Consider the following 21,867-nt stretch of genomic DNA (forward strand, 5'->3'; position numbering starts at 1 on the left):
GTCGATGGTGGTGACGGCCGGTCAGGCGGCCAGGCGGCGCGCGATCGCCGGGACCACGATCACAGCGGCGACCAGGTGGGTGAGCATCAACAGCGCCTTGGTGGTCGAGTCGGCGGGCGCGATCGCGTCCGGGACCAGCGAGAGGGCGGTCAGCACCACGGTCGTACGCACGAACGTGCGCTGCGGGTGTCGGGCCCAGCGGGCCAGTGCCACGGCAAGGACCAGACCGAGCAACGAGAAACCGGCCGTCAATACGCCGAAGCCTGTGATCGGGATCGGGGCACCGCCCATGTCGAGGCTGATCCCCACAGCGTGGCCGGCGGCGGCGACGGTCATGGTGGCGGCGCTCGCGATCGTTGTGGCGGCGACTCCAGTCATGGTCAGGGCGCTGAAGCGCGGGGTGGCGATCTGGGTCGTGTTCAGGGTGGTGGTCATTTCTGCCTCCGGTGGGCTTGTCGGGCGGGCACGGTGCCCGTCTCTCACCAGGGCTACGAATGGGAGCGGCGCCGATCGACAGGTCCGTCGGAGAATTTCTGAGTCTTTCGGACCCTGATCTCTGACCGTTCCAGCCGAGTGACGGGACACATCACGGGCACTGGCGTCACGGTGAGGAGGTGGGTCGATGACTGATCGATTCGAGCGGTACACCGCCGACGCGCGCAAGGCAGTAGAAGACGCCGAGGACGAAGCCCGGGTTCGTAGCCAGGGACACGTCGGGACGGAGCACCTCCTGCTTGGCCTGCTCAGCCGTCGCGCTCGAGCATTCCGGACGGCATAGCCGGGTCGCTGTTCGCATACTGGGGCGCGACCCGGGTGGAGGGAGCGTGATCGCGGTCGACGCACCGCACTGGCAGGGGCGGGCAGTGCTGATTGGTGACGTATAGCGGACATGTCCTGGACGTCGGCCAAGCCGTCTGGGAACGCTTTCAGTCGTACATCGGCTTATGCACACAGCAGCCGATCCGCCCGGGAACGCGAGGACCCACCACGTGACTGTCTACCCACTGCCCGCCAGTTCGCCGGCCGCACAGGGAGTCGATGCCGGTGGCATCGGCAGGTTCCTCGACGCCATCGAGGCTGCGCCGGACATCGAACCCCATAGTCTGATGGTCTTGCGACATGGCCACGTCGTTGCCTCGGGCTGGTGGGCTCCGTACTCGCCCGACCGGCTGCACCTGCTCTATTCCCTCAGCAAGAGCTTCACGTCCACGGCGGCCGGCTTTGCTGTTGCCGAGGGACTGGTGCGCCTCGACGACCCCGTGGTCTCGTACTTCCCCGAGTTCGAGGGCGAGATTACCGATCCGCGCAGCCGCGCCATGCTCGTGCGGCACGTAGCGTCGATGGCCAGCGGTCACGTTGCCGAGACGTTCGAACGGGCAGTGGCGCTCGATCCGGATGAGATCGTGCGCGGCTTCCTCCTGCTTCCGCCGGACCGTGAACCCGGCACGGTCTTCGCCTACAACCAGCCTGCGACGTACTCCCTTGCCACGATCGTTCAGAGGGTGACCGGCCAGACGTTGACGGAGTATCTCCGGCCTCGGCTGTTCGATCCGCTCGGGATCGGCGAGGTGGTGTGGCGACAGCACCCCGCCGGCCGCGACCTGGGCTTCTCTGGCCTGCACGCGACCACCGATGCGGTGGCCCGGCTCGGCCTGCTCTACCTGCAGGGCGGAGTGTGGGAAGGCAAGCAGTTGCTTCCGACCGCGTGGGTTGCCGAGGCGACGCGGTCGCACGTTTCGAACGCCGGCGAGCCGAGTCCGGACTGGCAACAGGGGTACGGCTTCCAGTTCTGGATGTCCCGGCACGGGTATCGCGGTGACGGTGCTTACGGTCAGTTCTGCGTCGTGCTTCCCGAGCATGATGCGGTGATTGCGATGACCGCGGCGACCGTGGAGATGCAGGCCCTCTTGGACGCGATGTGGGAGCACCTCGTGCCGGCGTTGGGCGCCGCACCGCTGGACGGCCGGGACGATGAGGAAGCTGCACTGGCCCAGCGGCTGACCCGACTCGAGCTTCCGCCAGCTCCGGGCAAGCCCGCGCCGCCCGCAGATCCCGGCACCTGGTCGGGTGCGGAGTTCGCACCGGACGGCGGTGCGTGTGCGGACCAACCGACCCTGACCCGTGTGGTGGTGGCGCCAGGAGACGACGAGGGTTGGCGCGTTTCCTTGGTCGAGGACGCCGGGCGGGTCGACCTGCGGCTGAGTGGGACTGTCGCGCCGGGCTGGCGCGTGGATGCGGACCCTGACGCACCCGTTCCGACGGCGTTGTCTGGCGGATGGACCGACCCCGACACGTTGACCGTCGAGGTGGTGTTCCTGGAGACGCCCCACCGTCTGGTCGTGACGTGTTCGCTTGCGAGTCGTACGTTCACCGCCCGATGGCGGACGATTCCGCTGCACGGAGGTCCGCTCCGCTCGCACGGCGCCGTACGTACACCTGGACGGTGACGCAGAGACACTCACCGCCGCGCACCTGGTGGCAATCAGATCCCGATGGCCGCACGATGCGTATGGCCGTGGCCATGGCGACTGCAGACCTTCGGCTTCAGGTCAAGGCTAGATTCTGTGCCGGCAGTCTGTCGGATCCGGAGCGAGGCGTTCGTGGTAGGAGTGAAACGCGGCCGGTGGAGGCCGCCGGGTCAAGGAGTCATGACATGGCGTGGTATCTGCTCTCGTTCGAAGACGGTGCGATGGACTTCCCCGAGGAGGACATGCCCGACGTGGCCAAGGCCGCGCAAGCGGTCCGTGAGGAGGCCAGGGACGCGGGCGTGTTCCGGTTCGCCGGCGGGCTGGACTACGACGTGAAGCCCGTAGTGGTGGCCACCGACGGGATGGTCACCGACGGCCCGTACCCGGAGAGCAAGGAGCTCCTCGGCGGCGTCACCATCGTCGACGTACCCACCCGGGAGGCGGCCCTGGAGTGGGCCGCAAAGATCGCGGCCGGCTGCCGCTGTGCGCAGAAGGTCCGTGCGTTCTTGCCGAAGCGAGGCCGTGACGAGAAGGCGCGGTACCTGATCTCGTTCGACAACGGTGCGATGGACCACTTCACCGAGGAGGACTGGCCCGAGGTGGGCGAGACCTCCCACGCGGTGATCGAGGAGGCCAAGGACGCCGGCGTGTACGTCTTCGCCGGCGGGCTGGACTACGGCCCGGGGGACGGCAGTACGCCGGCGTGGGTGGCCACGGTGGCCACCGACGGGTCGGTCACCGACGGCCCGCGCCCGAAGACCAGGGAACCCATCGGCGGCTTCACCGTCGTCAACGTGCCCACCCGGGAGGAGGCCCTGGAGTGGGCCGCGAAGATCGCCGTCGCCTGCCGCTGTGCGCAGGACGTCCGCATGTTCATGCCCGACCCGGCCGTCGACTGAGATCCCGTCGACGGCGACGCCGCTGACAGATGTCGTTGCCTTACCGGCGAGACCGTCTGCCGGACCTCGCGCGCCGAGGGTCGGAGGGTTTGGCCGGTGTCCTCGTTTGGTCCGGGAGAGTGGCCGCTCGTAGCCTGTCCCGGCGCGGTGGGCAGCTTGGCTGGCCGCCCATAACCGCCCACCGTGGGCCGCCGCTCTTGGGGTCCCGGGCCAAACGAGGTGGCTAAAGCCTCCGGCCCGGCGCCGCCTGGCGGGCGGGCGCCCGGCGGCCTGGGGCCGCCCTCTGAAGACGTAGAGAAAGGTCCTCGCAGGCTTAGACGGCGGTGTTGTGCCTCTCTTCACTTGATGTGCGACGGATTGGCTCCGCTTGATATGCGACACACCTAGATTTGTTGGAGGCGTGCCTGCTTGTCTTGAGTAAAGAATTTGGCAGGGTCGTCTTGTGTCGCAAGCGGATCTCTATCCGGGCGTCCCGTCGCGCTCGCTTCTTTGGGCGACCCCCGAAGAACAACTCGAGTGGCGGGATTAGCGCCGAGCGGTCGGGGTGGCCGATTTTCCGCGGCTGGGCAGAACTGCCTCGCCATGATTCGCTCCGACCTGATGTACCCCGCGTGGTGCGTCAGGGGCGGCGGACGCGGTAGCGCAGGTGGGTGACGCGGCGGGTGAAGTCCTCCTCGTCGGGGGTGGTCAGTACGCGGTCCAGGGTGAGCTCGATGTGCTCTGCCGGAAGGTTGTCGAACAGCCGTCGTCCCTGTCCGAGCAGGACGGGTACAACGTGCAGCTCCAGTTCGTCGAGCTCCCCTGCGCGCAGCAGCGCCTGGGCCGCGCCGGCACCGTGCACCATCACGTCACCACCCCCGGCCACCGCCCGGGCCTGCGCGGCGCACTCCCGCACGTCGGTGACGTAGCGGATGCTGCCCGGCGGCGGATCGTGCGGGACGTCGTGGGTCAGGACGAAGACTGGTACGCCGTCGTGGTGGTCACCGTGCCAGCGGCGCGCGTGCTCGTACGTCCGGCGCCCGGAGATCACGGCACGGGTGGCGTTCGCCTCGCTCATCACCTGACCGCTCGGTCCGGGATCGTTGCGCCGGTCGAGCCAGTTGAAGAGCCGGAACCCGCCGATGCCCATCGGCGCGTCCATGCTGTCCTGCGGCCCGACGACGTAACCGTCCAACGACGTGGTCATGTACAGCCGGATGATCCCCATCGCCTCAGCCCTCCGTCCGCACGCGGTAGCGCAGGTGCAGCACACCAGGTCCGTCCAGGGAACGCACCAGTTCCAGCTCGACGTGGTCGGGCGGCAGGTCTTCGAACAGACGACGGCCCTGCCCGAGCAGCACGGGCACCAGGTGCAGCTCCAGCTCGTCCAGCAGGCCGGCCCGAAGGCACGCCTGCGCGGTCGAGGCGCCGTGCATCATGATGTCGCGGCCGCCGGCTGCGGCCTTGGCCTGCGCGACGCAGGAGTCGATTCCGTCGGTGACGTAGCGCGCCGATCCGGGAGCGGGCTCGTCGGGTGCGGCATGGGTCAGCACGAAGATCGGGACTCCGTCGTGGTGATCGCCGGCCCAGCCACCCGCGTGGTCGAAGGTACGCCGACCGGTGATCACTGCTCCGGTGGCCATCGCCTCGTCGAACACGGTGGCGTTGGTCTCGTCGGCAGGCCGGTGCGAGCCTGGATCGACGCCGCCGGGGCGCAGCCAGTCGTGCAGCCGCTCACCGTTGACGCCGAGTCCGTGAGCCATTCCGTCGTCCGGGCCGGTGATGAACCCGTCCACCGACATCGACATGTACAGCACGATCTTGCTCATGGGCTATCAGTCCTTCGGGTAGGTCGAAAGCTGACTCGTGCGGTCACTGTTCGAGGAAAGATGGCCCTGACGCGCCGGGTCCGTGTGACACGCAGCAGGCCCGCGCCGGCCAGGACGTTGACGTGGTGCGCCACCGTGCTCTTGGGGCGCTTGACCACCTGCTGATCCACTTCCTCCTTCTGGCCGGCCACGCCGAGCGAACGTAACGACCGGCCAGCCCAGCAGACGAGGCACATCGGTGCCCGTGGCTGGAATCCTGGGGAACGTGTCCGCACAGCCGACGCCAGGCGCCTTAGCATGGCCGCGATACTGGTGTCGTCCCCTGCAGCTGCGATCTGCGTACTCGCGAATCTCATGGCCGGGAATCTGGCGGAGTCGAAGAAGTTCGAAGACCTCAGGTCGTCGTCACGCATCTGCGTGCCAGTGTCTACCGATGCGGTCGCGATCGACGCCTCCACCGAGCAGGACGCCAGCGGCTGACCGACGACGATTTGTCCGTCGACCTCGGTGAACCGACCGCGCATCTTGCTCATCAGGTGCCTGACCGAGAACGTCACCGAGCTGTGCATGGGGTCGATCTTCCAGCTGCCGTTCGGGATCCGTGCAGGGACCTCCTCGGGGTTGCTCTCCACGGGGTCTTCTCCTAGGGGCTTGCGTCTGTGTCGACCTCGACCAAACCACATCAACAGTTTTGACGTCAAACAACCGTGATTGTTGATGACAGGTGAATGGAGTAAGGTCTGAGCGACACGGATGACGCCGCATCGAGAGGTTTGATGTCAAATCACATGCGACCAGACTTCGTTGCCGCCGTACGCGCCGCCTGGGCCGAGCAGCTCCCCGACCTGGATACCGACCCCGTCGCCGTCGTCGGGCGGATCAGCCGGGCGGCGCGCCTGCTCGAGCGAGCGACGAAGGCGAGGCTCGCCGAGCACGGCCTCGAGCCCTGGGAGTACGACGTGCTGGCTGCCCTGCGCCGCAGCGGACCGAAGGCCACGCTCAGCGCCGGCACGCTCACCGCCTCGATGCTGGTCACACCGGGGACAATGACCAACCGCATCGACCGGATGGTGAACCGACGCCTGGTCTCGACCGGCATCGCCCCCGATGATCGTCGCTCCACTCTCGTGACACTCACCCGATCCGGCCGCACGCTGGTGGAAGCCGCCGCGGCCGGGCTGATGGCGGTCGAGCAGGAGGCGATCGCCGGCCTGTCCACACAGCGACGGCAACGGCTCGCCAACCTGCTCCACGAACTCCTGCTGACCCTCGGCGACGACGCGCCGCCCGAGAAGGCGACCACGGGCGCCACGCCCCCGACCAGGCGGCGACCCCCGAGGTGAGGACACGCCGCTTCGGTCGGCGAACGGTCCGTCCGCTCATCCCGGACGGCGCGCCTGGTCAGGGCGGCGACCACCCGGGCACACTCCTCGTGGTGCACCCGGTGATCGCCTCCTCGACGTCGCTCACTGGAATGGCCGCACCTCGATCTTCCGATCGCAGATCTTCGACGCCTCCGTGGCGAGCTTGAGCGCCACATCCAGATCGGGGGCCTCCCACACCCAGACGCCGGCAAGGTACTCCTTCGACTCCACGAACGGCCCGTCGCTGAGCACCGCCTGCTCGCCCCGGTTGTCGATGACCGTGGCCGCGGTGGTGTCTGCGAGTCCGCCCGCGAAAACCCAGTAGCCCTCGGCGATCAGTCGTTCGTTGAACGCGCTGATGGCAGGCTGCCTGTCCGTGCTGCCGGGATTGCTCTTGTCATCGATCACGGAAACCAGATACTGCATCTGAAGATCATCTCCTGTGGTTTCAAGACAGTGTGGTGTATCGGTCAGGAACTTCAGGCCGCCGCATACTGCGGGCGCCCAGCCGGCCGGTAGACCTGGATCGTCTTCGAGCCGACTCGCGACTCGACCAGGTCGAGCGCGAGGTCCGGGCCGGCCTCCGGGAACAACCGCGCGCCCTGGCCGAGAAACACGGGAACGACGAGCAGAGTCATCTCGTCGACCAGATCGTTCTGCGGTCCTCATCCGACACGTGGCCGTTTCCCTGCATCACTCCGTCGATGGTGACCTGGGTCAGGTTGTCAGCTTCATGTTCGCGCTTCCCTTACTTGGTGCCGGCCCTTGTGGTCGGCCTCACCCCTGCTACGGACACCACCGCCCCGATCCGACACCCCTCCCGGATTTCTTTAAAGGAACTTTCCGGAACGCCGGTCGTCGGCGATCCGACAGCACGAGTTTCGCGGCGACAGCGCTCCACTACCGCAAGCGCGCCCAGCGCGCCCAGCGCGGACAAGCCCTGCGACCAGATCGACCGCTGGTGGCCGGCGTCGAACGGCTCGGGCGCGAGGGCAACCTCGTCGACGGCCCAGAGCCGTCATCCCGGACCACCGGGATGGGCGAGGTCGTAGGCGCGTGAGACCTTCTGGGGGACCACCATCCGCCACGCGTCCACGACGAGCTCGCGGGCCTCGGTCGGGTCCAGCGCAGCGAGCTCCGCGTGGACCCAGTTGAACCGCATGTCCGAGTCCGACGGCAGCCGGAACTTCTCCGGCTCGCCGGCGACGAGCGCGGCGCGCTCCTCCTTCGGGAACGCGAACCCCATCACCGCCTCGTCGAGGGAGAACGCGACGTAGACGATCTGCTTGACCCGGAACTTCAACCGGCCGCGCACGTAGACCGGACAGGAGCGCTCGAGTTCCGAGCCCAGTGCGCGAACATCCTCGATCACCGCCATGGCGCACCTCCTCGCCCGAGGATGAGGGCTGCCATGTCGCGCGCGGCGCGCGCGGGATGCCGGTCGTCCTGGGTCGCTCCCATCACCAAGGTGCCCTCGATCAGCAGGTGCAGCTGGTCGGCCGCGCGCTCGGGGTCGGCGTGGTCCATCGCCTCCAGCTCCCGCATCAGGCGCTCACGAAGCCTCCGGCGGAACCCCTCGGTCTCGGCATGGGCCGGATGGTCGGGATCCTCGAGGGCGACGTCGCTGGCGAAGTTGCGGCAGCCGCGGAAGTCGTCGTTCGCGACGAGCTCGTCGAGCCGGTCGAAGAGGCCGAGCAGTCGCTCGAACGATTGCGGGAGCGTGGCGTGATCGATGCAACGCGCAATACCGGCCAGGCTTGTGACACCCAGGCGACAGCGTTGCCGCTCGGTCGTTCGCAAGGGAGATCGGTCACCAGGCATCGCTCGAATCAGATACGCGTCCGTTGGTCACGCATCGGCACGCTCACCTACGATCTTCATTTTAGTTCTACAGGTACGGAACGAGTTCGTCCCAGACGGCATCGAGGATGTCCGTAGTCGGCTTCTCATAGTGCGAAGTCAGCGTGATGCATGCCCGCTGGTGCGGAAACATGATGCAGAACTGGCCGTACAGCCCATCCATGCGCCACGCATCGTCTCGATCACAGTGCCAGCAGTGCAGGCCGTAGCGTCCTTCGACCCCTTGAAGGTCGGAAGCAAGGGCCGGACCATGCATCAGATCGACATACTCGGCTGGGACCAATTGCTGGCCCTGAAACTGGCCGCCGTGCAGCAGGGTGATGCCGAGGCGGGCAATTTCCTCAGTTCGCAACTGCAGCCCGACAGCCCCCATCGAGTACCCCAACGGGCAGCGAAGCCACTGCGGATTCCCGATCTTCAACGGGACAAACAGCCGCGGCATCAAGAAGTCACGCATGTCCTCGCCGCTCACTGCGGCGACGATCCGACTCAGCAGGTACGAGTTCGTGCCGCGGTAGGCAAACCAACTCCCGGGAGTAGCGTGCAGGGAAGTCGACAGAAAGTCCTCCGCCGGATCGCCCGGATGGTCTGTGTCCGGATCGTCCCACCGGTAATCGATGCCGGCTGTCATCGTGAGCAGATGACGGATCGTCATCCCTTCGACGCCAGCCGCGGCGGTGCTGACGAACTGAGGCAGATGCTCCAACACTCGATCATCGAGGCCAAGCAGCCCCTCCGACTGCGCGATGCCCACCGCTACGGAGGTGAACGTTTTCGACACCGAGTAAACCTCGCGCCGATCGTCAGACACCCACCGAAACGCCACCGGAGCATGGCTTGCTCGGGCGATATGGATGCCCTCAACGCCAAGGCCATGCTCGGCCACCGCCTGACGAAACCCCAACAAACCGACCTCAAGCCCATCGCGACTGCCAGCCATGGAGGCACCCTACGGACAGGGTCGCTCCTCGTGCCCCCGACATCTACATCGACGGCAGACGCCCGCAAGGATCCGGATCCGGGCGGTCCGCGGCTGGCCTGGTGCCCGGCGATCACGCGGCAAGGCCGCCCGAGCCGCGGAAGCTTACGGCCCCCCGGTCTCCGCGACCCGAGTCAGGACACCGAGCAAACCCTGCCGCTCCTACATTCACGTCCGCGAGCTGGCGGCAGGTGGCGGCGGGCAGGAGTCGGCTGGCAACATGCGCAGGATGTCGTCGACCCGCTCGTGGCCCGCTCTCTTGAGCGCTCTCCTAGCCGGCTCTGATCTGAGCATGGCGGACACCTCCTGGGTGATGACCCAGGTCGTCCAAGACGACGCCTCGCCTGCCCGTCTTGCCGCCTTCCTGGTGGCCTTGCGGGCGAAAGGGGAGACCTCCGAGGAGATCGCGGGTCTGGCCCAGGCTCTCTACGAGCACGGGACGCGAATCGTCGTTCCAGGGCCGTTCGTCGACATCGTGGGAACAGGCGGTGACGGCACTGGGGTTGTCAACGTCTCCACTATGGCCTCGCTCGTGGTTGCCGCCGCCGGCCGAACAGTGGTGAAGCATGGCGGGCGTGGCGCCTCCACCGCGTCAGGATCTGCGGATGTCCTGGAATGCCTCGGCCTCAACCTCGATCTTCCGGTCGAGCGAGTAGCTCAACTGGCCGAAGAGGTAGGCATCACGTTCTGCTTCGCACCCAAGTTCCATCCGGGTCTGCGCCATGCGAGCCCGACACGACGCGAACTGGGTGTGCCAACGGCCTTCAACGTGCTGGCCCCCCTCATCAACCCGGCGCGGCCACCGCACCAGCTCGTTGGCGTTGCGCCGCCGAAGATGACCACGGTTATCGCGGACGTCCTGGCGCGTCGAGGAGGCACGGCACTGGTCGTCCGCGGTGACGATGGGATGGACAAGCTGACCACGACGACGACCTCTGCCTGAGCAGGTCCGGCCGGGTGAGCCTGCTACTTCGCCCACAGGAGCGCCGAACGGTGCGTAGGCCTGCCGAAGCGGAAGAGGTGGGGCCGCCCGGTGCGCGATGCCGTTTCGTGGTCTCGAATTTCAGGGCGGGAAGGGGTGGGGTCGAACCGCCGACCTTCGCTTTTCAGGTCTGGGCAGATCGCGACCGGCGTGATCTTTGCGCTCGTCATGATCTTGGTCGGATGCGTCCTGGCCGGCGTTGAGCGGGTGTGTTGGCGTCGGCAGCTCGGGACTACTCGAAAGTCTCGGGTGGGAGAACGTCGAAAGCCGCCGCCGTGGTCCCAGAGCCACTCGTGGGCGTACCGGTCGAGCCGTGGCGTCCCACGTCGGGATCGTCGTCGACGCCGGCAGAGAACTCAGCAGCGAACATCTCTGTGCCCAGCGTCGCGAGGACCTTGGCAGTGATGCGCTCGACGTCGCCGCGTTCGGCCTCCGGGAGCGGGGCGCCGGAGGATTCCCTGGCCCGGGTGGCTGTGCCCAGGAGGCGGGCGGCCTGCACGGGTTGACCCGCGAGGGCGTATGCCCCGGCGAGGCCCTCGTGGGCGAGGGCGAGGGCTCGGGGGTCGCCGCTGTCGCGGGCGACGGCGAGGCCTTGTCGGTGCAGGGCGAGGGCCGCGGGTGCGTCGCCGCGTTGTTCGGCGAGGAAGCCGAGTTCGGCAAGGAGGAGTGCGGGGCCGGGGCCGAAGTCGACATCGCGGTGCCATGCGAGGGTTCTGCGGAGGTGCTTATCGGCGAGGTCGAAGTCGCCCTCGCGCCGGGCTCCGAGGGCGAGGCCTATTTCGGCGTGGATCTCGCCCGCCTCGTAGCCGTGTTCGGCGGCCAGAGCCATCGCCTGCCGATGGAGCTCGGTGGCCAGCGGGAAGTCACCGGTCAGGAGAGCGACCCTGCCCAGCCCGGTGAGCCGGTCGGCGGCGTCTGTCCAGAAGCCCAGTTCTTCGGCCAGGTGGAGACCGTCCTGGTGCAGTTGCGCGGCGCGCGTGTAGTCGCCGGTGATCGCGGCCAGTGCTGCCAGTGGGTAGGTGGTCTGCAGCTGTCCCCAGCGATCGCCGAGTTCTTCGAAGAGCGCGTGGCCGTCCTCAGCGCTGTGGCGCAGTGCGGCGAGGTCGCCCCGTAGCAGGGCCTGGGTGGCCCGGGTGCTCTGTGCCGCGGCGATTCCCCAGCGGTCCTCGGCTGTGCGGAAGTGGGTCAGGGCAAGGTCCACCAGAGTCTCGCTGCGGGCCAGGTCTTCGCCCGCGCTGAGCGAGGCGTAGCCGAGGAACCATGCGGCACGTGCGCCACCGGCTCGGTCGTCGGCGGTCTTCTCGGGCGGACGGACTGGACCGTTGGGTCCCTCCCCGGCCAGCATCGTGAATCCCGCATACCAGACGGCGACTTGGGAACGGAGGGCCGCCTCGGCGTCGCCGGTGATACGCAGGGTTTCGTCCAGCGATCGCCGGGCCTCGCTCAGCCGGCCGCGCAGGAACCAGTACCAGGTCGTGGCGAGCGCCATGCGTATTGCCCCGGTGGCGTCCTGCCGCCGCACGGCGCGTTCCAGGGCAATACGCAGGTTGGCGCTTTCGCGGTCAAGGCGTGTCAGCCAGAGCTGCTGCTCAGAGCCGTGGAGTCGGGCTGCGGCCTGTTCGGCGAGTTCGGTGTAGAAGGCGTGGTGGCGTAGGTGGAGAGCCTCGGACTCGCTCGCCTCCACCAGGCGTTCCAGCGCATACACCGACACCGACTCCGGCAGCCGGTATCGAGGGCCGTCGGACACGGTGACCAGCGAGCGGTCCACCAGCCGGATCAGCGGGTCGAGGACGTCCCGGTCATCGCCGCCGCACACCGCCTCGGCCGCTTCGAGGGTGCAGCCGTCGGCAAAGACCGCCAGGCGGCGCAGGACCTTCTGTTCGTCGTCGGCAAGCAGTTCCCAGCTCCAGTCGATCACCGCCCGGAGGGTTCGCTGGCGCGGTGGCACGCCGCGCTGGCCGCCGGCCAGCAGACGGAACCTGTCGTCCAGCCGGGCGGACAACTCGTGCACACCCAGCGCACGGACCCGAGTGGCAGCCAGTTCCAGCGCAAGAGGTATCCGGTCGAGGCGTCGGCAGATCGTCGCGACGGCCTCCGCGTTGTGCTCGGTGACGGCGAATCCGGGCGCGGCGGCCGCGGCCCGTACGGAGAACAGCTCCTCGGCGTCGGCCTGGGGCAGCGGCGGCACGGTCCACACCGCCTCCCCGGCCAGGCCGAGAGGTTCCCTGCTGGTGGCCAGGACGCTCAGCCCGGGTGCGGCGGCCAGGACCCGGCGTACAACGTCGGCCGCCGAGTCGATGACGTGCTCGCAGTTGTCGAGGAGCAGCAGGAGTCGCTTCGACCGCAGCGCGTCCTCCAGGCCCACCGCTCCCTCTTCCCGTACGCCCAGGGCAGCGCTCAGTTGCTCGGCCACCTCGGTGGATCCGGCGAGGCCGACCATCCGGACGCCGTCGAGGTAGGCACCGGCCGAACGGCCGGCCGCCTCCTCCGCCAGGCGGGTCTTGCCCACCCCGCCGGGGCCGGTCAGCGTCACCAGCCGGTGGGTGGTGAGCAGTTCACCTATCGCGGGCACCGCTTCCTGCCTGCCAATCAGACCGGTGAGCGGAGCCGCCAGGTCGCCGTACCTCATCTTGCGGGGGACGGAGGCTGCCTCAAGGGCCGCGTCGTGGGTGAGGATCGACTGGTGCAGGGCGGTTAGTTCTGGTCCGGGGTCCACGCCCAGTTCGTAGGCCAGCTGCTTCCGCAGTTCGTCGTACACGGCCAGTGCTTCGGACTGGCGCCCGGCCCGGTAGAGCGCCCGCAGTTGTACGGCGCGGAGCCGCTCCCGCAGCGGGTGGTGGACCGCCAGCTCACCCAACTCGCCGCTGAGTGTGTGGTGTTCGCCCAGTTCAAGGCGGGTCTCGGCGAGCGCTTCCATGGTGGTCAGGCGCTGCTCCTCAAGGAGTCCGGCCGCGGCGCGCAGGAACTCCAGGTCGCGCAGGTCGGCGAAGGCCTCTCCCTTCCACAGCGCCAGAGCGTCGGTCAGCAGGTCCGCCCTGGTGCGCGGGTCCGCGGTGTCGTACGCGGCAGCAGTCATATCGGCGAATTGACGGGAGTCCATGTCTCTGGGGCCGATACGCAGCAGGTATCCCGGAGGGCTCGACTGCACCAGTGTCTCGGCCCCGGGCTCGGCTCGTGCCAGGGCACGGCGCAGCCGGGAAACCTTCGTCTGCAGGGCACCGGTCGGGTTTCCGGGCAGCCGATCGCCCCATAGTTCGTCCACCAGGCGGTCGGCCGAGACCGTCTGTCCCGCGTGGACGAGCAGAGCGGCCAGCAGGGCGCGCACCTTCGCTTCGGGGATGTCGACCGTGCTTCCGGCCGTCGTCCGGACGGTGAGCGGGCCGAGCACGGAGAAGTACACGACTGCACGGTATCCGGCCGACCGACAGCGGCTGTCCGGGACCGACAGCGGCTCGACAGAGGTCCGACAGCGCTGGTCGACACAGTGAGGGCACACCGAACGAGCCGTCCGGTGCAGTCAGTCGAAAGAGCCAGGAGTCAGCACATGTCGGAGCACGAGAACCACGAGCGGTCCACGGTGTCGGTGATCGGCCTGGGGCAGATGGGGACCCGGCTCGCACAGGCCTTCCTCGCCGCCGGCTACGTCACGACCGTATGGAACCGCACCGTTGCGAAGGCCGACGCACTCGTCGCCCAGGGCGCCGTCCGGGCGACGACCGTGGAAGAGGCGGTCGCCGCGAGTCCGCTGATCGTGGTCTGCCTGCCGGACTACAAGACCGTGGGAGACCTGCTCGAGCCGGTGGCGGAGCGCCTGCGCGGCCGTGCCCTGGCGAACCTGACCTCCGGCACTCCGGAGGAAGCCGTTCGCATCGCCGACTGGGCAGCCCGGCACGGCGCGGACTACCTCGACGGCGCAGCCATGAGCGGCACCCGGCTGGTCGGGCGGCCTGAGGGGCTGTTCGTCTTCAGCGGCTCTCCAGAAGCCTTCACCACCCACCGGACGGTGTTGGCGAGCCTGGGAAACTCCGTACACCTCGGCGCTGATCCGGCGCTGTCCCCGGTGTACGACACGGCACTGTTCGGTCTGGCCTGGGGTGCGCTGGCGGGCTTCTACCACGCCGTGGCCCTGGTGGGCGCGGCAGGCGTCGATCCGGCGGCCTTCGCCGCGGTGGCGACGGGGCACATGCCGTTCGTCACCTCGCTGATGGCCGACCACGCCCGCCAGATTGAGGACGGCCGCTTCCCGGACGACGACGGCACCGTGGAGGTGCACGCGGCAGCGATGGAGCACCTCCTGCACACCAGCAGGGTCCGTGGCATCGGCACCGACGTGCCGGAGCTGATCGGGAACCTGCTGGATCGGGCGGCGGCCACCGGACACGGCTCCAGCGGCATCGCCAGCGTCATCGAGACGATCACGAAGGGCGAGCGGAATGACTGAGCAGACGAAGCCACACGTCACGGTCCTCGGTCTCGGCCGGATGGGCACCCCGATTGCCTCCGCGTTCCTCCGCGCCGGTTACCCGACCACCGTATGGAACCGCACCGCCGCCAAAGCCAACGCACTCGTCGCACAGGGCGCTATCCGCGCGACAACTACTACCGAGGCGGTCGCGGCCGGCCCACTGGTGATCGCCCCGCTCCTCGGCCACGACGCTGTACGGCAGACCCTCGGACCCGCCGCCTCCGCGTTGCATGGCCGCACCCTGGTCAACCTAGCCAACAGCACCCCCGACCACGCCCGTGAGCTGGCCGCCTGGGCCGCCGGACACGGCGCCGACTACCTCGACGGCGCCATGATGGCCCTCCCCGAGACCGTCGCCACACCGGAGGGCTTCTTCCTCTACAGCGGTTCCCAGCGTGCCTTCACCACCAACCGGCGCGAGCTGGAAGTGATGGCGCCGGCGCACTACTTCGGCACGGACCCCGGCTTTGCGGAGGTCCACGACCTGGCCCTGCTCGGCACCGGATACGCGGCCCTTACCGGGTTTCTGCATGCCGCGGCACTACTCAACTCGGTGGGCACCACCCCTGAGGTGTTCGCCCCGCTGGCCGCCCGATGGCTGCACGGCATGGCCGAGTTCCTGCCCGAACTGGCGCGCGAGGCCGAGTCAGCGGAGTATGCGGATGGGGTCTCCACGGTCGACCTGAACCGGGCCGGGGTCGACAGCCTCATCCACCTCAGCAGAGCCAGCGGTATTGCCACCGACGTCCATGAGCCGCTGAAAACCCTGCTCGACAGGCGGTCGGCCGACGGCCACGGCCAGGACAGCTTCTCCAGCGTGTTCGAGCTGCTGAGGTCACGAGGCACTGCGGAGTGATGAACACAGAGCGTGGGTCGGCTCAGCGACGTGCAGTTGGCAACGCATCCGCCGCAACGTCGTCGGCGTTGACGCGGACCGCCTCGGCGGAGAGGTCGCAGCCGTAGACGGTCGCCGGTGTCGACAGCCGGCGGCCGGTGGCACAGCGAAGTGCTGCGCGATCGAGTAGACGCCGAGTGGGTCAGGCACTGCTGACGGGAGGAGACGTACGGGATGGTCGTGCACCTCGTGGGTGGGGCGGACAGGTTGGGTAGGAAGGACCTTCTGGCCGGGTCGTGACGAGGGCGGGGCCGGCCACCCTGGACGCACGCCAGTCCCGCGCAGCGGGTTAGCCTGGGCTCGTGGTCGCCCGATGAGAACCTTCCGGTTGGCGCGATCACTCTCCCCGGCGGTGCAGGTGCTGCTGGTCAACTCGTTCGGCATCGCGTTCGGGTTCTTCATTCTCATCCCCTTTCTCGCCACGTACCTTCGCGACGAGCATCACCTCACCGCGGCCGCCGTCGGTGCCATCCTCGGCCTCCGCGTGTTCTGTCAACAGGGCCTGACCCTGGTCGGTGGTATAGCGGCTGACCGGTTCGGCGCGCGGCCGGTGATCATCGTCGGATGCGCGTTGCGTTGTGTGGCGTTCGGCATGTTCGCTGTGGTCGACCAGGTGGTCGGACTCGTCGCGGCGTCCATGCTGGTCGGTCTCGCCGGTGCCTTCTTCAGCCCGGCGGCGCGGGCCTACATAGCGGTCGAGGCGGGGGAGCGGCGCCTCGACGCCTTCGCCCTGCAGAACATCGCGAGCACTGTCGGCGCGCTCACCGGCCCGTTGTTGGGCAGTGTGCTCGTCGCGGTGGACTTCCAGTGGACGGCCGGCGTTTCGGCGGGCATCTTCGCCGTCCTCACGGTCTGGCAGTGCTTCGCGCTGCCGTACCGTCCGGTCGAACCGCTCGCCACCAGAGCGCTAGGCGTGGCGGTGCGCGATGCCCTGCACAACCGTTCGTTCCTCGGTTTCGCCGTAGCGACGTCCGTGCTCTTCCTGCTCTACAACCAGTTCTATCTGTTGCTTCCGCTCGAGGCCACCCGCGTCACGGGATGGGCAGGGGCGGCTGGGTGCGTGTTCCTCGTGTCCACGCTCGTGACCCTGGGAACCCAGCTACGGATGATCAAGTGGCTCCACCGGCACTTCGCGCCGGGGCTGGCGATCGTCTGCGGACTCGTCGCCATCGCGGCGTCGTTCGTCCCGTTGGCGTGGAGTACTACGTCGACGCCGGCGGACAGCCCGGGCAGCCTGTCCACAGGGTGGGCCGTCGGCATCCTGGTAGCTGCGATACCAGTGCTGGTGGCGACACTGCTGTTGACGTTGGGTCTCGACGTCGCGCAGCCCTACGCGCTCGACCTCGTGAGTGGGTTCGCCCCGGTGGGCCTCACCGGGACCTACATCGGGCTCGCGACGACCGCGGCGGGCATCACCACAGCGCTCGGCAACACCGCCATCGGCTACGCCGACGACCTCGGCCGGCAGTGGTCGACCCCCTGGATCAGCTCCGCCATGTTGGGAACCCTCGCATTCGGGGCAGCGGTCGCGGTCGCGGTGTTGCAGCGACGGGGACGGCTCACCTGAGACACCGGCGTCGGCCTGACAGTTCCCACGTCAACTACGACGTCGCTCCCTTCTTCGCCGACGTCGAATGCTGAGCCCGTCGCCGAGCCCCGGGGTCGACCTGCGAACGTGGCGCTCTGAATGGCGCTCTCTGTCCCAACCCAGTCCGCGCTGAGAACGCAGACCGCTCGGTGGGCCAGGGGAAGACGGGGCGGCCCTGGCAGGAACCCCGACTCGGGCGCCGCAGTCGGCTGGAACGATCCGCTCCTGACGGCCCTGGATGATGGGCCCGTTCCCACCTACGGACGCATTGGACGCAATGGCCATAAGGCAGCGGCGACCTTCCGCTTCCAAATCAGCCGCTGACATGGGGGAATGTGGTGGGCAGGGGCGGGGTCGAACCGCCGACCTTCCGCTTTTCAGGGCCAAGCACCCACGTTCACCGGCCACCACCCCGGTACGTCTGCGCAGGTCAGCGCGATCCGCGGCGGCCGCCGACTAGCGGCGAACGTAGATGAATGAGACCAGGTCTGAGACCAGTCCCCCCGCGCTAAGGAGCTGTACGGGAGCTGGTCGCCGCGTGGTGGACTACCCGAGCCAGACGACGTTGAAGATTCGGATGAGCTCGGCGACTTCATCGACGTGGACGGCAAGCAGGCCGTGACCGTTGCCGAAGACGGCCTCTCGGAAGGCGAGGTTGTCGCCTGGCGGGAGCACCGTGACGTCGTTCCAGGGACGCTCGGCGAGGTCCGCGGCCCGGTGAACAACGGCATCGCGTGCGTGCTCTGGGAGGTTGTGGAACTGTGCGGCTGCGCCGGCGGCGAATGCGACGCGGTACGTCACGCTGGCGGCCACTCCGCGGCCAGTTGCTCTACTGGCACGTCGCCGTTGGTGTTTCCCGTTTGTACGGCCACGAGGCGCTCGCGGAAGCCCGGATCCGCATAGGCCGCAGCACGTAGCCGCCACAGGCGAAGCAGCGCAGCGAGCGCGGCGTACCCCTCTGGCCGGCGGGCCTTGTCCACCGCGTCGGCGTACTCGGCCAGGAATTCGGCGTGGTACTGCTCTGGGAGGACGCGCAGGATCTGCGCCGGGTCGTCGGGACCCGGCTCGTCGAAGACCGGCTGCGCTGTCATGGGCTCAACTGTAGACCGTGCTGCAGTGCAGAAACCGCGCTGCAGTGCAGAAACCGCGCTGCAGTGCAGAAACCGCGCATCTGGGGCGCCTCATTGCTGGCGACCGTCCGCTTCCGAAGCGGAGCCTCGCAGGCCGCTGACCAGGCATGATGCCGTCGCTGGTCTCAGTTTCGGGGAAATGTGGTCTCAATTGTTTCGGCGCTGACGGGCATCTGCAGGGTGGCCTACAAGCCGCTGACCTGGAGGAATGTGGTGGGCAGGGGCGGGGTCGAACCGCCGACCTTCCGCTTTTCAGGCTCGACGCGGCTCGCGTTGCGCCGCGCGGGGGCCATGTCATGGAGGCTGGCTCGACGTCCGTACAGGTCCACGTTTGGCCGGGGTTGTTGATGTCACCGCTGATGTCAGTAGGCGGGTTCGTTCTGCCGGACGGGGCGGCGGAGAGAAGACGCTGAAACAGGTGTGCGTGCGTCCCTGTTTCAGCGTCTTCATCCTCGCGTCAGTGACGCTGTGACATAGAGAGTGTGGGAAGGACAGCACCCACCTACCTGTCACACCTCTGTCACTCACGTTTCCGCAGGTCAGAGCCGGTCGAGTGACAGAGTGACAGGTGTGACAGTGAAGGCATGTCCCTCTGTCACTCGTCCCGCTTCCGCTGAGCGTGGATTGATGCTGGCGGGCGTTGATCATTGACGGCTGGGTGAGGGCCATTCGGGGACACGTCAGCGGCACGGTCCCGTAGGCGACTGTCAGACCCGAAAATCCCACTTCAGCCAGGCAGGCGGTAGCACCCGGCGGAGCTTAGCGGAGCCGGGTTTCCTGCGTGGGTGGGTCAGGCGGCGTCGGGTTCGGTGATGATGGCTTTGCCGTCGCGGATGGTAATCGTCTGGCCGGTGAGGGCTTGGAGTTGGCTGGCGAGGTTGCGGCCCTTCGGTGGCTGTCGATGCGGGTCTGGAAGTGGTCGGCGCCGAGGTCGTGGAAGCGGGCGGTGGGGTCAGATAGCAGGTGGTAGACGATGACCAGGAGCGCACTCCGGGGCGGTTCAGATCGCTTTCTGTTTGCCGGCGCGTCTGGCGATGCGCCGGTAGCGGGCGCCGAGGAAGGTGTCGGTGCGGCTGGCGGTCGCGGCGACGTTGCCCAAGGTCGCGGCCAGCCAGGGGCTGCCTTTGGCTCTCCCCTTGTTCTTCGTCTTCCCGGCGGACTCGCGTGTTTGTGGGCAGAACTTGGCCCACGACACCAGGTGCGCGTCGGAGGGAAAGCGGCTCATGTCGACGCCGACCTCGGCGATCAGTTCCTGTGCCGCGGTGGCTCCGACGCCGGTGATCTCACAGAGTTGCTCCATCTGATGAGCAAAAGGAGCGACCGCCTCCGCGATCGCGGTGTCCAGGGTGGCGATCTGGCCGCTGAGCCGGTCGATGTTGTCCAGCATCATCGCCAGGATCGTGGCGTGGTGGTCGGTGAAGAACCCGGTTAGCGCCTCCTGCAGTTGTGCGATCTTGGGACGCAACTTGCCGCGGGCCAACTGGGCCAGCACCGTGGGGTTACGCTGCCCGTCGATGAGCGCGGCCAAGATCAGCCGCCCCAACACTCCGAACACGTCGGTCACCACAGAGGTGATCTTGATCTGCGCGTCCTCGAGCAGCTTCTCCACCCGCTGCATCTCCCGCGTGCGATCACGGATCAGCGAGCGCCGGTAGCGGGTCAGGCTGCGCAGCTGTCGGATCGGTTCAGGGTGCACCAGCGACGGCCGGCACATCCCCCGCTCGGCGACCTTGGCCAACCACACCGCATCCGCCCGGTCGGTCTTCGCCCGGCCGGGGACGTTCTTGACCTCCCGGGCGTTGACCAGCCAGCACTCGAAGCCTTCGGCTTCGAGCAGGTAGTAGGCGCCCCTCCAGTAGTCACTGGTCGACTCCATCACCACGCGGGTGACACCACAGCGGTTGAACCAGTCCGCCATCTGCAACAGCGCCGAGGTGGTGGTGGCAAAGCCACGAACCTCCTGCATGCGTCGGCCCGGCCTGGACTCGTGGGGCACCCGCACGCACGCCTCCAATACGGCCTTGCCCAGATCGAGTGCGGCCACTCGCTCGACCAGCAGCTCCTGCTCGTCGACCTCTTCCATAACGGCCTCCCATGGCCGGCTCCATCACAGCTCGGACAGTGACGGTCGCCCGCAGGAGCCAGCGGGGAAAGAAGAACAGTCGGACCCTCGTGCTCGTAGCAACAATGCGCAGCCCACCACAGCAGCTCCCAGCGTCAAACAGCTTGACGGCCTCACCAGGCGCCATGAAAGTACCGACGTCGACGGGCGACCCACACACATTTTCCCGCATGCGCGGCGCCCCGAAGGGACCCGAAAACAGCTTGGGAACAGCTTGGGAACAGAGTTGTCAGGCGAAGCAGGCTCAAGCGGTGCTACACAGCGCGGCTGTGGCGATCCCCATTCGCCGCTGTTGACCGCTGGCAGCCGCCTACGACCGCCCGATCGGGCACGCTTCGTCCTCACGCTGGAGATCAGGGCCTTGCACGCCGTAGATGTACGCTGCCTCGGCTGACGCTTGCCGAACTGACCTTTCTCAAAGCCAAGGCGTTGCGATAGCCGAGGTCACTGGTCCAGTCCGACAGGCGTTGGAGATCTTCGCGGCTCCCAGTGCGGAGTGCGTCCTCATCGGTGACTCGTTGACCGACATCGAAGTCGCCCACGCGACCAGAGTTCACAGCATCGGCTACGCCAAGTCTCCCGACCGGACAGCCAATCTCCTCGCGGCCGAGCCCGACGCCATGGTCGACAGCATCCCTGTCCTGACCACGGCCATCCGGACGACCCCTCCACTCCGTCGGGCTGCGGGCTAAACAGTCTCGTACTCGCCGTAGATCCGTTTGACGTCCGCGGCCGCTTCAGCGTTGACGGGTCCTGCCATAACGGTTGGCGTAGATGTCGCGCACCATGCAGATCTGCGTGCCATGGTGGCTCACCTCGTTGAGCATCGCCGCGAGGGCGTGGTCGCCGCGCCGCCAGGGATGGCCCGGGTAGTCCCGCTCGAGCATCTCGTCGGTCGTGTTCTTGAGCGCTTCCTTGAGCGCGGCCCAGCCGTCGTTGAATCGCGCTAGGCCCTCGTCGACGGTGGGGATGATCGTGTGGCCCCACATGCGCCCGTAGATCTCGCGTGTCGGGGTGGTGGGGCCGCCGACGATCTCGAGCTCGGCGAACAGGCCGGGCGCGGCGCCGAAGTGGTTGAGCAGCCAGTTGATGGTTGTCATGGGCATCAGGACCGGCTTGCCGTCGTACTCGTCGGTCGCAAGGTCCCAGTCGCACTCGACGACCCACTGGCCGCTGTCACCGCCGCCGGCGTGCTTCGTACGTTGCTCGCCCCGCGGGCGGATGCCCCACGCACCCGGGTGCGGCTCGAAGTCGAGCTCGTCTTGGATGAGGTCCTTCCGCGCTCGGTCGAGCGTGTAACTGTCGAT

Annotated in this window: 23 protein-coding genes; 9 read left to right on the forward strand and 14 right to left on the reverse strand. The window is 67.9% G+C overall.

Going from position 1 to position 21,867, the window contains the following annotated elements; translation table 11 throughout:
• Positions 1-21: 21 nt before the first annotated feature.
• A complete protein-coding gene (locus B141_RS0136165; RefSeq protein ID WP_020580057.1) occupies positions 22-435 on the reverse strand; it encodes a DUF6069 family protein in 414 nt (137 codons plus the stop codon).
• A 187-nt stretch (positions 436-622) separates the two neighbouring features.
• Between B141_RS0136165 and B141_RS48425 the strand changes: the two genes are divergently transcribed.
• The 3 genes from B141_RS48425 (at position 623) to B141_RS52015 (ending at position 3,367) form a co-directional block, all read left to right on the forward strand.
• Entirely contained in the window at positions 623-778 is a 156-nt protein-coding gene (locus B141_RS48425; protein WP_020580058.1) for a Clp protease N-terminal domain-containing protein, read from the forward strand.
• Between the two features lie 211 nt (positions 779-989).
• A complete protein-coding gene (locus tag B141_RS0136170; RefSeq protein ID WP_020580059.1) occupies positions 990-2,447 on the forward strand; it encodes a serine hydrolase domain-containing protein in 1,458 nt (485 codons plus the stop codon).
• 206 nt (positions 2,448-2,653) lie between these two features.
• Entirely contained in the window at positions 2,654-3,367 is a 714-nt protein-coding gene (locus B141_RS52015) for a YciI family protein (RefSeq protein WP_020580060.1), read from the forward strand.
• A gap of 619 nt (positions 3,368-3,986) precedes the next feature.
• On the opposite strand, the gene B141_RS0136185 is transcribed toward B141_RS52015, so the two are convergent.
• From B141_RS0136185 to B141_RS53170, 3 genes are read right to left on the reverse strand one after another with little or no spacing between them, the layout of a single operon-like run.
• A complete protein-coding gene (locus tag B141_RS0136185; protein WP_237742902.1) occupies positions 3,987-4,553 on the reverse strand; it encodes a dihydrofolate reductase family protein in 567 nt (188 codons plus the stop codon).
• A gap of 25 nt (positions 4,554-4,578) precedes the next feature.
• Positions 4,579-5,175 (reverse strand): dihydrofolate reductase family protein, encoded by a 597-nt coding sequence (locus B141_RS0136190; protein WP_020580062.1) that lies wholly within the window; start codon positions 5,173-5,175, stop codon positions 4,579-4,581.
• Positions 5,172-5,858 carry a YceI family protein gene (locus tag B141_RS53170; protein ID WP_084678749.1) on the reverse strand — a complete coding sequence of 229 codons (687 nt, stop codon included), beginning with the start codon at positions 5,856-5,858 and terminating at the stop codon, positions 5,172-5,174. Before B141_RS53170 ends, B141_RS0136190 begins: the two co-directional genes overlap by 4 nt.
• A 105-nt stretch (positions 5,859-5,963) precedes the next feature.
• Here B141_RS53170 and B141_RS44730 point away from each other — a divergent pair, with 105 nt between their 5' ends.
• Positions 5,964-6,518 (forward strand): MarR family winged helix-turn-helix transcriptional regulator, encoded by a 555-nt coding sequence (locus tag B141_RS44730; RefSeq protein WP_020580064.1) that lies wholly within the window; start codon positions 5,964-5,966, stop codon positions 6,516-6,518.
• Positions 6,519-6,641: 123 nt separating this feature from the next.
• Here B141_RS44730 and B141_RS0136205 read toward each other — a convergent pair whose 3' ends face one another.
• The 5 genes from B141_RS0136205 to B141_RS0136225 all read right to left on the reverse strand — a co-directional run bounded on the left by B141_RS0136205 (position 6,642) and on the right by B141_RS0136225 (position 9,339).
• Entirely contained in the window at positions 6,642-6,965 is a 324-nt protein-coding gene (locus tag B141_RS0136205; protein ID WP_020580065.1) for a YciI family protein, read from the reverse strand.
• A gap of 53 nt (positions 6,966-7,018) precedes the next feature.
• Complete coding sequence (locus B141_RS48435) at positions 7,019-7,189, reverse strand: dihydrofolate reductase family protein (protein ID WP_272944135.1); 171 nt, start codon at positions 7,187-7,189, stop codon at positions 7,019-7,021.
• Positions 7,190-7,557: 368 nt separating this feature from the next.
• Positions 7,558-7,917 carry an MmcQ/YjbR family DNA-binding protein gene (locus tag B141_RS0136215; RefSeq protein ID WP_020580067.1) on the reverse strand — a complete coding sequence of 120 codons (360 nt, stop codon included), beginning with the start codon at positions 7,915-7,917 and terminating at the stop codon, positions 7,558-7,560.
• Positions 7,908-8,339 carry a hypothetical protein gene (locus B141_RS44735; protein WP_020580068.1) on the reverse strand — a complete coding sequence of 144 codons (432 nt, stop codon included), beginning with the start codon at positions 8,337-8,339 and terminating at the stop codon, positions 7,908-7,910. The genes B141_RS0136215 and B141_RS44735 overlap by 10 nt, the downstream gene beginning before the upstream one ends.
• A gap of 88 nt (positions 8,340-8,427) precedes the next feature.
• Entirely contained in the window at positions 8,428-9,339 is a 912-nt protein-coding gene (locus B141_RS0136225; RefSeq protein WP_020580069.1) for a serine hydrolase domain-containing protein, read from the reverse strand.
• A 268-nt stretch (positions 9,340-9,607) separates the two neighbouring features.
• Here B141_RS0136225 and trpD point away from each other — a divergent pair, with 268 nt between their 5' ends.
• Entirely contained in the window at positions 9,608-10,321 is a 714-nt protein-coding gene (gene trpD / locus B141_RS44740; protein WP_272944134.1) for an anthranilate phosphoribosyltransferase, read from the forward strand.
• Between the two features lie 271 nt (positions 10,322-10,592).
• Here the strand turns inward: trpD and B141_RS0136235 are convergent, their stop codons facing one another.
• Positions 10,593-13,760 carry an AfsR/SARP family transcriptional regulator gene (locus B141_RS0136235; protein ID WP_020580071.1) on the reverse strand — a complete coding sequence of 1,056 codons (3,168 nt, stop codon included), beginning with the start codon at positions 13,758-13,760 and terminating at the stop codon, positions 10,593-10,595.
• A gap of 84 nt (positions 13,761-13,844) precedes the next feature.
• On the opposite strand from B141_RS0136235, the gene B141_RS0136240 reads away from it, so the two are divergent.
• The 3 genes from B141_RS0136240 (at position 13,845) to B141_RS44745 (ending at position 17,287) form a co-directional block, all read left to right on the forward strand.
• Positions 13,845-14,801, forward strand: a complete 957-nt coding sequence (locus B141_RS0136240; RefSeq protein ID WP_169513000.1) for an NAD(P)-dependent oxidoreductase — start codon at positions 13,845-13,847, stop codon at positions 14,799-14,801.
• The gene (locus B141_RS0136245; RefSeq protein ID WP_020580073.1) at positions 14,794-15,681 is read left to right on the forward strand and encodes an NAD(P)-dependent oxidoreductase; all 888 of its coding nucleotides are present in this window, start codon (positions 14,794-14,796) and stop codon (positions 15,679-15,681) included. The genes B141_RS0136240 and B141_RS0136245 overlap by 8 nt, the downstream gene beginning before the upstream one ends.
• A gap of 352 nt (positions 15,682-16,033) precedes the next feature.
• On the forward strand, positions 16,034-17,287 hold the full coding sequence (locus B141_RS44745; RefSeq protein ID WP_040423288.1) for an MFS transporter: 1,254 nt from the start codon (positions 16,034-16,036) through the stop codon (positions 17,285-17,287).
• A 567-nt stretch (positions 17,288-17,854) separates the two neighbouring features.
• On the opposite strand, the gene B141_RS0136255 is transcribed toward B141_RS44745, so the two are convergent.
• The 3 genes from B141_RS0136255 to B141_RS44750 form a co-directional block, all read right to left on the reverse strand.
• On the reverse strand, positions 17,855-18,109 hold the full coding sequence (locus B141_RS0136255; protein WP_157181566.1) for a hypothetical protein: 255 nt from the start codon (positions 18,107-18,109) through the stop codon (positions 17,855-17,857).
• On the reverse strand, positions 18,106-18,399 hold the full coding sequence (locus B141_RS0136260; RefSeq protein ID WP_020580076.1) for a DUF6247 family protein: 294 nt from the start codon (positions 18,397-18,399) through the stop codon (positions 18,106-18,108). The genes B141_RS0136255 and B141_RS0136260 overlap by 4 nt, the downstream gene beginning before the upstream one ends.
• Positions 18,400-19,438: 1,039 nt before the next feature.
• Complete coding sequence (locus B141_RS44750; RefSeq protein ID WP_020580077.1) at positions 19,439-20,521, reverse strand: IS110 family RNA-guided transposase; 1,083 nt, start codon at positions 20,519-20,521, stop codon at positions 19,439-19,441.
• A gap of 413 nt (positions 20,522-20,934) precedes the next feature.
• Here B141_RS44750 and B141_RS52490 point away from each other — a divergent pair, with 413 nt between their 5' ends.
• Positions 20,935-21,252: an HAD family hydrolase gene (locus B141_RS52490; RefSeq protein WP_084678752.1), complete on the forward strand. Its 318-nt coding sequence runs from the start codon at positions 20,935-20,937 to the stop codon at positions 21,250-21,252.
• Between the two features lie 45 nt (positions 21,253-21,297).
• Here B141_RS52490 and B141_RS0136275 read toward each other — a convergent pair.
• Positions 21,298-21,867: DinB family protein (locus B141_RS0136275; RefSeq protein ID WP_020580079.1), on the reverse strand; the 570-nt coding region annotated here is incomplete at its 5' end.

Source organism: Actinopolymorpha alba DSM 45243 (genome assembly GCF_000373925.1).
Classification (GTDB): domain Bacteria; phylum Actinomycetota; class Actinomycetes; order Propionibacteriales; family Actinopolymorphaceae; genus Actinopolymorpha; species Actinopolymorpha alba.

What these genes read in the sequence shown, in the direction of transcription:
- B141_RS0136165 (WP_020580057.1), bottom strand. Translation starts at nt 435, where the DNA reads ATGACCACCACCCTGAACACGACCCAGATCGCCACCCCGCGCTTCAGC.
- B141_RS48425 (WP_020580058.1), top strand. Translation starts at nt 623, where the DNA reads ATGACTGATCGATTCGAGCGGTACACCGCCGACGCGCGCAAGGCAGTA.
- B141_RS52015 (WP_020580060.1), top strand. Translation starts at nt 2,654, where the DNA reads ATGGCGTGGTATCTGCTCTCGTTCGAAGACGGTGCGATGGACTTCCCC.
- B141_RS0136185 (WP_237742902.1), bottom strand. Translation starts at nt 4,553, where the DNA reads ATGACCACGTCGTTGGACGGTTACGTCGTCGGGCCGCAGGACAGCATG.
- B141_RS0136190 (WP_020580062.1), bottom strand. Translation starts at nt 5,175, where the DNA reads ATGAGCAAGATCGTGCTGTACATGTCGATGTCGGTGGACGGGTTCATC.
- B141_RS53170 (WP_084678749.1), bottom strand. Translation starts at nt 5,858, where the DNA reads ATGTGGTTTGGTCGAGGTCGACACAGACGCAAGCCCCTAGGAGAAGAC.
- B141_RS44730 (WP_020580064.1), top strand. Translation starts at nt 5,964, where the DNA reads ATGCGACCAGACTTCGTTGCCGCCGTACGCGCCGCCTGGGCCGAGCAG.
- B141_RS0136205 (WP_020580065.1), bottom strand. Translation starts at nt 6,965, where the DNA reads ATGCAGTATCTGGTTTCCGTGATCGATGACAAGAGCAATCCCGGCAGC.
- B141_RS0136215 (WP_020580067.1), bottom strand. Translation starts at nt 7,917, where the DNA reads ATGGCGGTGATCGAGGATGTTCGCGCACTGGGCTCGGAACTCGAGCGC.
- B141_RS0136225 (WP_020580069.1), bottom strand. Translation starts at nt 9,339, where the DNA reads ATGGCTGGCAGTCGCGATGGGCTTGAGGTCGGTTTGTTGGGGTTTCGT.
- trpD (WP_272944134.1), top strand. Translation starts at nt 9,608, where the DNA reads ATGTCGTCGACCCGCTCGTGGCCCGCTCTCTTGAGCGCTCTCCTAGCC.
- B141_RS0136245 (WP_020580073.1), top strand. Translation starts at nt 14,794, where the DNA reads ATGACTGAGCAGACGAAGCCACACGTCACGGTCCTCGGTCTCGGCCGG.
- B141_RS44745 (WP_040423288.1), top strand. Translation starts at nt 16,034, where the DNA reads ATGAGAACCTTCCGGTTGGCGCGATCACTCTCCCCGGCGGTGCAGGTG.
- B141_RS0136260 (WP_020580076.1), bottom strand. Translation starts at nt 18,399, where the DNA reads ATGACAGCGCAGCCGGTCTTCGACGAGCCGGGTCCCGACGACCCGGCG.
- B141_RS44750 (WP_020580077.1), bottom strand. Translation starts at nt 20,521, where the DNA reads ATGGAAGAGGTCGACGAGCAGGAGCTGCTGGTCGAGCGAGTGGCCGCA.
- B141_RS52490 (WP_084678752.1), top strand. Translation starts at nt 20,935, where the DNA reads ATGTACGCTGCCTCGGCTGACGCTTGCCGAACTGACCTTTCTCAAAGC.